Raw genomic sequence first — 7,015 nt, 5'->3', positions numbered from 1 at the left:
CCGCGCGGTTGGCGGTGCTGGGGTACCACGGGGTCGACGACCCGGCGGGCTTCGCACGGCAGTTGGACCGGTTGACGCGGATCGCGCGACCGGTGTCCCTGGACGAGGTCGAGGCGACGATCGCGCTCCGGCGGCCGCTGCCCGGCCGGGCCGTGCTGGTGACGTTCGACGACGGTGAGCGGAGCGTCCACACGCACGGGCTACCGCTGCTGCGCGAACGCGGCATCCCGGCGGTCGCGTTCGTGATCCCCGCGCTGGTGGGGACCGACACGCCGTTCTGGTGGCACGAGGTGGAGCGCCTGGTCGCCGCCGGAGCCGGGGCGGAGCGTACCGCCGCGGGGTGGCTGCGGCATCTGAAGGCGGTGCCGCAGGCGGAGCGTCTGACCGCGATCGCGGCGCTGCGGTCGGGGCGGGAGGCCGTCCGGCAACCGCAGTTGACCGAGGAGGAGGTCCGCGAACTCGAAGCGGGCGGTGTGCGCGTGGAGAACCACTCGCTGACGCACCCGCTGCTGGACCGCTGCGACGACGCCGACATCCGCACCGAGATCGTCGCCGCCCACGAGCGCCTCGCCGGGATCCTCGGCCGCGCGCCGCGGTCGTTCGCGTACCCGAACGGCAACTGGGACGCGCGCGCCGAACGGGTGCTCCAAGAGCTGGGCTATTCAACGGCGTTCCTGTTCGACCACCGCCTCGGCCCGCGCCTGCCGGACCACCCGCTGCGCATCTCGCGGCTGCGCGTCGCGACGACCGCGACACCGGACCGCTTCGAGACGATCCTGTCGGGGCTGCACCCGGCGGTCCACGGACTACGGGGGCGCGGATGATGGCCGTGCCCGACGCATCGTCGCTGCCCGAGGTGGTGCGCGACCCGGCCGCGCTGGAGAAGCTGGTCCCCGCGTGGCGTGAACTGGCCGCCGCCACCGGCGTGTCGTACTTCGGGACGCCCGACTGGGTCCTCTCGTGGTGGGAGCACATCGGCGCGGCAGCCACCGGGCATCCGCTGGTCGCGGTGTGGCGAGGGGCGGGCGGCGAGCCGGAGGCGGTCGTCCCGCTGCTGCGGACCCGCCAGGCGATGCATCCGCGGCTGCCGGGCGGGGCGCGCTGCCTGACGTACCTCGGTGCCGGGGCGGGCGCGGCCGATCACTGCGGGTTCTCGGTCGTTCCGCAGCGTGCCGACGACGTGCGCGCGTGGTTCGCCGCGGCCGCGCGCCGGCACGCGCTGTTGCTGCCGAACCTCGACGCCGCGACCGGGGCGGAGTACGTCCCGCCGGGCGCGCGCCTGGTCGAACGGACCGCCTGCCCGACGATGCCGGCCGACCCGGACCGCATCGGCTCCGCACGGTTCCGCAAGGACCTGCGGCACTACGGGCGGCGGCTGGCGGGCGAGGGCGTGCGGTTCCGCTTCGCGGCGCCCGGCGCGGTCGACGACAAGCTGTTCGACGTGCTCCTCGCCCTGCACGCGCGGCGGCAGGAGGCGATCGGACGGGCCTCCACGTTCGACGCGTCACGCAAGTCGTTCCACATGGCGCTGACCGGCCGCGCCGGGCCCGGGCGCGGGCCGTGCGCGACGGTCGCGGAGGGCCCGGACGGCCCGGTCGGGGTGCTGTACGGGTTCCTGTGGGGCGACACGTTCTCGTATTACCAGACCGGCTGGGACCCGTCGTACGCGCGGCTCAGCCTCGGCACCGTCCTGGTCGCCGAGACCGTCGCGGCGGTGCGTGCCGAGGGCGCCGAGGTGTTCGACTTCCTGCGCGGCGCGGACGAGTACAAGTACCGCTTCGGCGCGGTCGACCGGCACGACACCACCTGGCTGGCCGGTCGCGGCCTGTCCCGGCTGGCCCTGGAGGGCCGTGCGGCCGCGAAGTCGCTGCGCGCCCGCCGTGCCGAGGACCACGCGGACAGGTGATCACCGGCACGGCATTCCGACCGCGATGCCAACCGTGGTCTCACGGCCGGCGGTTCGCACCGTCAGCGGCACGCACATGGGGTGTTCGGCGTAGAAGCCGCCGGTGAAGGCCTGCCATGCGCGGCCGTCGGCGCGCCGCGGGCACGGCGCGATGGTGATGACCGACACCGGCTCCCCGACGTTGCCCCAGGCGATGGCCGGCCGCTCGGCCGCGTCCGCGGGCACGCTCAGTTCGACGCCTTCACCCGTGCGGACCACCAGGCCGTACGCCGCGAACCGGCGGTTGCCCGTCGCGCTCCCGGACGGCCCCAGCAGGCCCAACTCCCGGTGCCCCGGCGGCACCGCGACCGCGTCCAGCACGACGTAGTCCCCCGGCGGCGGCTCGGCCAGGCCGTCGGCGGTTGCCGCGCAGTCCAGCCCGACCGTCCCGAGACCCGTGACCGGAGCCGTGGGCACGAACCGGGAGGGCCTGGCGGCGACTTGGTCGTCGCCGCCCCCGTCGTCGCAGGCCGCCGCGCCCGTCGCAAGAACGGCGAGGAGCACAGCACAGAGCACGGCACGCAGAGGCATGGCCGCATGGTGGCATCGCCGGCGCGCACCGGGAACCGCCCAGGCATCATTGGCGGGTATCCCAGCCGTTTCGGCATGTCACGGACCGCCGCCCGCTGAGCGCACTCGCATAATCCCGGGCCTTACCCGAACCCCCCATGGCACGCTGACTCGATGACGAGTGCGGAGGAAGCCGCCTGGCTCGCCACCCAACGACCGTCCCGGGTACGCGAGGTCCAGGCCGGACGCCTCGGTTGGACCGAAGTCGACCTGCTCTCGGTCGGCGACGGCGACGCGACCGCGCTGCGCGGCATGCTGGAGGGCTTCGGCGTACGCGTCAACTTCTTCCCCGTCGGGCAGCCACGCCACCTGGTGGCGGCCCTCGGCGGCGAACGCACCGTCGCGCCGTACGTCGTCATCGCCTGCCACGGCGACGAAGGCGTCATCCTCCTCGACGAACTCGCCGACGAGCCGGCCGCCTTCCAGCCCTTCAACGGCGCCCTCGGCCCCACCGAGGTCCGGCGGCACCTCGAACTCTCCGGCAGTGTCGTCATCGCCACGGGCTGCGACACCGGCGACGAAGCCCTCGCCCGAGCCTTCCTGGACGCGGGCGCGGAAGCCTACATCGCGCCCGCCGGCGCCCCCTTCGGCTACGCCGGCACCTTCGCCCCCGTGTTCCTGTTCTACGAACTCACCGAACTGCGCCCCCTCGACGAGGCAGTAGCCCGCCTCCGAGCCCACGACCGCGAACTCGCCATGTGGCGGCTGTTCGCCCGCTGACGCCTGCGGCCACGCGTGAGACCGGCGTCAGGCACGCACGGCGCGGACGAGGGTGTCGATTGCGGTGCGTGGCCGTCCTTCCACGGTCACCGGGCGCTCCACGCGGATGGCTCGGGCGACGGTCATGGTGTCGCCCAGAGCGGCGGTGACCGATTCGGGGGTGTGGAGGATGGCGGGGTCCTGGGGGCCGCCTACTCCGCGGGTGAGGTTGTCGCGGTCGTGGCCCACGAGGAGGAACGTGCCGCCGGGGGCGAGGGCCGTGCCGGCGGCGGCCAGTACGGCGGCCATCTCGGGGGCGGGAAGGTGCAGGTAGGCGATGAGGACCAGGTCGTACGTACCGGGCTCGGGCTGCCAGGTCAGGAGGTCCGCGGTGACCCAGTCCACGGCGGCGTCCTGGGCGTCGGCGAGGAGTTTGCCCTTGGCGAGGGCCGCGGCGGAGAAGTCGACGGCGGTGACCTGCCAGCCGCGCTTGGCGAGCCAGATGGAGTTGCGGCCCTCGCCGGCCGCCAGGTCGAGTGCGCGGCCGGGCGGGAGGTCGCCCGTCTCCTCGGCGACGAAGCGGTTGGGGTCGGCGGACCAGACCAGCTCGGTGCCCGCGTACCGCTCGTCCCATGCCTTGGCGTCCACGTGTGCCCGCCTTCCGTCGTGCTCGTCACCGCGGACGGTGTGCCCGCGCTCCTACGATCTTGCCCGATCACCGGCGGTGGCCAGGCGGTAGATGCGGTCGAGCTCGACCCCGGCCGCTTCCGGGGCGAAGCGCTTGCGGGCCTCGGTGGCGATGCGCGGCCGGTCGTACGAATCGGGCGCGTCCGCGATCGCACGTAGGGCCTCGGCAAGCGCCGCGGTGTCCTCCGGCGGTACGAGGTGTCCGAAATGCGACTCCATGACCTCCGCGTGCCCGCCGACGTCGGTGGTGATCACGGGCAGGCCGGCACACCATGCCTCCAAGACGGCGACCGTGAGGTTCGCGGCGCGCGAGGCGAGGACGAAGGCGTCGGAGGTGTGCAGCAGGCGGGTGATCTCGGCGCGCGGCCGCCGCCCGGCGAAGGTGACGACATCGGCGACGCGCAGCCGTGCGGCCTGCCCCTCCAGTTTGGACCGCTCGGCGCCGTCGCCCACGATCGTGAGCCGCAGCCGGGGGTCGTTGCGGGACGCTGCGGCGAAGGCGTCCAGGAGCACATCGAACCCCTTCGCCGGGACGAGGCGGGCGACCGAGACGAACTCGACGGTGTCGCGGCCGTCGCGCCCGCCGCAGTGGTCCGGCAGCGCGAGGCGGGACGCGTCGACCGGGGTGCGGACGATCTCGAAGGAGCCGGTGATCCCGTGCGAACTCATGCCGTCGAGAAGGGACTTGCAAACGGTGACGACGGTGGCGGCCTCGGCGTACAGCTCGCGGGCCCGGCGGATGTCGCGGGGGCTCGGCGCAGGCTCGGTCCAGTGGCCCTGCCAGGCGGTGTGGTGCTCGGTGACGATGTACGGGATCCCCAGCTCGCGCTTCACGGCGACGAGGTAGTGGGCCCGGTAGGAGTGCGCGTGTACGAGGTCGATCGGCCCGTATTTCGCGGCCACGTAGCGGATGGCGCGCCGATAGCGCCGCGCCGTAACGGCCTGCGCGACGGGGCTGTTCGGCCGGGAAGGGTCTCGCCCGAACGTCTTGATCTGGTAGTGCCGGGGGTCGTCGGGATCCTGCGCGAGGTACGGCGCGCCCTCAACCTGCGGCCAGGTCAACTCGCCGGTGGCCGACAGGCGTACGACCTCGGCGGCGTGCCCGGCGGCCTTCACCCAGCCGGTCTCCCACGGTGCTTCGGGGTAGCCGACGATCATCACGACCCGCATGCGGTGAACTCCCCCCACAGGCCGGGGACTCCCCTCCCCGGCGCCGCCCCATCCTGCCAGCGCGGCGGGCCGCCCGTGCGGGCTTGGTCGATTATGCGGGGACGGGTCCAGTGCGCCGAGTATCCGCCCGTTCAGTCGAAGTAGTAGACGGTTACGGCGACTCCCGCCGCAACGAGTGTCTGTGCGATCAGCGGTTCCACCACGTCCCACCGACCCCCGGCGAGTCCGCAGCCGATGCGCGGCATGTGCACGGACGCGCCCAACTCGACGGCTCGGGCGGCGAGGGTCTCCAGCGCGGTGCCGATGGCCTCGTACCGGACGGGCGGGCCCTTGCTGCCGGTCCTGGTGCCGTGCTGGCCGATCATGTTGGCGATCCACACGTACTTCTCGGTCCGCACGAACTGCACGGCCCCCAGGGCGAAGTCGTTCCCGGCGCGCGCCCGGTGCCATCGCCGGTAGGCGGCCTCCGGCTCGGGCCACCGCCGCGACACGGCCAGCACGAAGCCCTTGCCCCAGCCCCCCGCGTCGTTGCAGACGTGCGCGATGATCTTCACGCCTTTGGCCTGCGGGGCCGTGGCGTCTCCCTTGAGGTACCTGACCGGTACGGGCGGCGACGTGGTCATTTCCGGACGCTAGCGGTCGCCCCCGACATGCCGCACACACGTTTCACGCGGGTTCCGCGAAGCTTCCGACGGGGAGGCCGGGGCCTTGTTACCGTGCCTCTCGGAAAGGGCCGTAGGGGTGCGGCCCGGGGGGATCGTCCGAGGAGCGGGTGCATGGGCAGTCGTATCAGAGTCGTCCACGTCGTGTGGCGGCTGAGCACCGGCGGAGGCATTCCGCAGGTCAGCCGGCAGATCCTCGCGGGGCTCGACCCCGAGCGCTTCGAGTGCCACGCGGTGACCGCGCGCCCCGCCGCGGCGGAGGACGAACTGCACCTGCTGGGACCGAATGTGACGGTGCATCCGTTGGGCTACACGGGGCCGCCGAGCAAGGTCGAAGAGGTACGCATCCCGCTGCGCTACGCGGCCGCCGTCCGCAAGCTGCGCCCGGACGTCATCCACGCGCACAGCGGCACCGCCCGGCACGCCCTTCCCGCCGCGCTCGCCGTACCGTCGGCCGGCCGTGTGATGGAGGTGCACGAGCCGCAGCGCGGCGGCCTGCACAGCGAGTGGACGAACCGCATCGAGCTCCAGATGATCTCCCGCGCGCGGTTCCGGCCGTTCGCGCACTCCTCGGACGTGCGGGACGCCACCGCCGCCCTGCTCGGCATGCCGCGCGCCGCGATCCCGCTGGTCCCGCTCGGCGTCGAACCGCACGTGCCCGATCCCGAGGCGCGCGCCCGGTTGCGCACGGAACTGGGGCTGGCGCCCTCGACGCGGCTGGTGGTCGGGGTGGGGCGGTCGGGGCAGAAGAACATCCCGCTGTTCGTCCGGGTCGCCGCCCGCGTGCTGGAGACGCTCGGCGACACCGGCCCGGCGGTCGCGTTCGCCGTCGTCGGCCACCAGGATCCGGAAGTCCCGGACCTGATCCAGGAGTTGGGCGTCGGCAAGCGCGTCCACCTGGTGCCGCCGCTGCCGCGGCTCCAACACGCCTTCGACGCGGGCGACATCTTCCTGTCGACGTCCGACTACGAGGGCTTCGGCATCGCGGTCGCCGAGGCCATGTGTGCCGGGCTGCCGGTCGTGGCGACCGGGGTGGGCGGCGTGAACGACGTCGTCGAGGACGGCGTGACCGGCCGCCTCGTCCGCAAGGGCGACCGCGACGCACTGGCCGACGCCGTACGGGAGTTGGTGGCCGACGACGATCTGCGCGACGCGATGGGCGCGGCCGCGCACGCGCGCGCGACGGCCCGCTTCACACGCCCGCGGATGATCGAGGGCTTCGCCGAGATGTACGAGAAGGCCGTCGCCGAGCGTGTCGGAAGCGGCCGGTAGGGTTTCCGAC

Annotated in this window: 8 protein-coding genes; 4 read left to right on the top strand and 4 right to left on the bottom strand. The window is 73.6% G+C overall.

What is annotated here, in order from left to right:
- Positions 1-824: polysaccharide deacetylase family protein (locus tag ACRX5S_RS21690; RefSeq protein ID WP_436774667.1), on the top strand; the 824-nt coding region annotated here is incomplete at its 5' end.
- Positions 825-829: 5 nt separating this feature from the next.
- Positions 830-1,906, top strand: coding sequence for a GNAT family N-acetyltransferase (locus tag ACRX5S_RS21685; RefSeq protein WP_436774666.1), 1,077 nt, complete (start codon positions 830-832; stop codon positions 1,904-1,906).
- On the opposite strand, the gene ACRX5S_RS21680 is transcribed toward ACRX5S_RS21685, so the two are convergent.
- A complete protein-coding gene (locus ACRX5S_RS21680; protein ID WP_436774665.1) occupies positions 1,907-2,476 on the bottom strand; it encodes a hypothetical protein in 570 nt (189 codons plus the stop codon).
- Positions 2,477-2,629: 153 nt separating this feature from the next.
- Here ACRX5S_RS21680 and ACRX5S_RS21675 point away from each other — a divergent pair, with 153 nt between their 5' ends.
- A complete protein-coding gene (locus ACRX5S_RS21675; protein WP_436774664.1) occupies positions 2,630-3,235 on the top strand; it encodes a hypothetical protein in 606 nt (201 codons plus the stop codon).
- 27 nt (positions 3,236-3,262) lie between these two features.
- On the opposite strand, the gene ACRX5S_RS21670 is transcribed toward ACRX5S_RS21675, so the two are convergent.
- From ACRX5S_RS21670 to ACRX5S_RS21660, 3 genes are all read right to left on the bottom strand, one after another.
- Positions 3,263-3,862, bottom strand: a complete 600-nt coding sequence (locus tag ACRX5S_RS21670) for a class I SAM-dependent methyltransferase (protein ID WP_436774663.1) — start codon at positions 3,860-3,862, stop codon at positions 3,263-3,265.
- Positions 3,863-3,913: 51 nt separating this feature from the next.
- The gene (locus tag ACRX5S_RS21665) at positions 3,914-5,071 is read right to left on the bottom strand and encodes a glycosyltransferase (protein ID WP_436774662.1); all 1,158 of its coding nucleotides are present in this window, start codon (positions 5,069-5,071) and stop codon (positions 3,914-3,916) included.
- A gap of 131 nt (positions 5,072-5,202) precedes the next feature.
- Positions 5,203-5,694, bottom strand: coding sequence for a macro domain-containing protein (locus ACRX5S_RS21660; protein ID WP_436774661.1), 492 nt, complete (start codon positions 5,692-5,694; stop codon positions 5,203-5,205).
- 153 nt (positions 5,695-5,847) lie between these two features.
- Between ACRX5S_RS21660 and ACRX5S_RS21655 the strand changes: the two genes are divergently transcribed.
- Positions 5,848-7,005: a glycosyltransferase gene (locus ACRX5S_RS21655; RefSeq protein WP_436774660.1), complete on the top strand. Its 1,158-nt coding sequence runs from the start codon at positions 5,848-5,850 to the stop codon at positions 7,003-7,005.
- Positions 7,006-7,015: the final 10 nt, after the last annotated feature.

This window comes from Yinghuangia sp. YIM S09857 (genome assembly GCF_051388915.1).
Classification (GTDB): Bacteria; Actinomycetota; Actinomycetes; order Streptomycetales; family Streptomycetaceae; genus Yinghuangia.
The sequence above is the reverse complement of the archived record's forward strand: the minus strand, read 5'-3'. Positions and strand labels throughout refer to the sequence as shown.

Bases quoted from the DNA above. Each gene is read 5' to 3' on its own strand.
- ACRX5S_RS21675 (WP_436774664.1), top strand. From the start codon at position 2,630: ATGACGAGTGCGGAGGAAGCCGCCTGGCTCGCCACCCAACGACCGTCC.
- ACRX5S_RS21680 (WP_436774665.1), bottom strand. From the start codon at position 2,476: ATGCCTCTGCGTGCCGTGCTCTGTGCTGTGCTCCTCGCCGTTCTTGCG.
- ACRX5S_RS21665 (WP_436774662.1), bottom strand. From the start codon at position 5,071: ATGCGGGTCGTGATGATCGTCGGCTACCCCGAAGCACCGTGGGAGACC.
- ACRX5S_RS21655 (WP_436774660.1), top strand. From the start codon at position 5,848: ATGGGCAGTCGTATCAGAGTCGTCCACGTCGTGTGGCGGCTGAGCACC.
- ACRX5S_RS21660 (WP_436774661.1), bottom strand. From the start codon at position 5,694: ATGACCACGTCGCCGCCCGTACCGGTCAGGTACCTCAAGGGAGACGCC.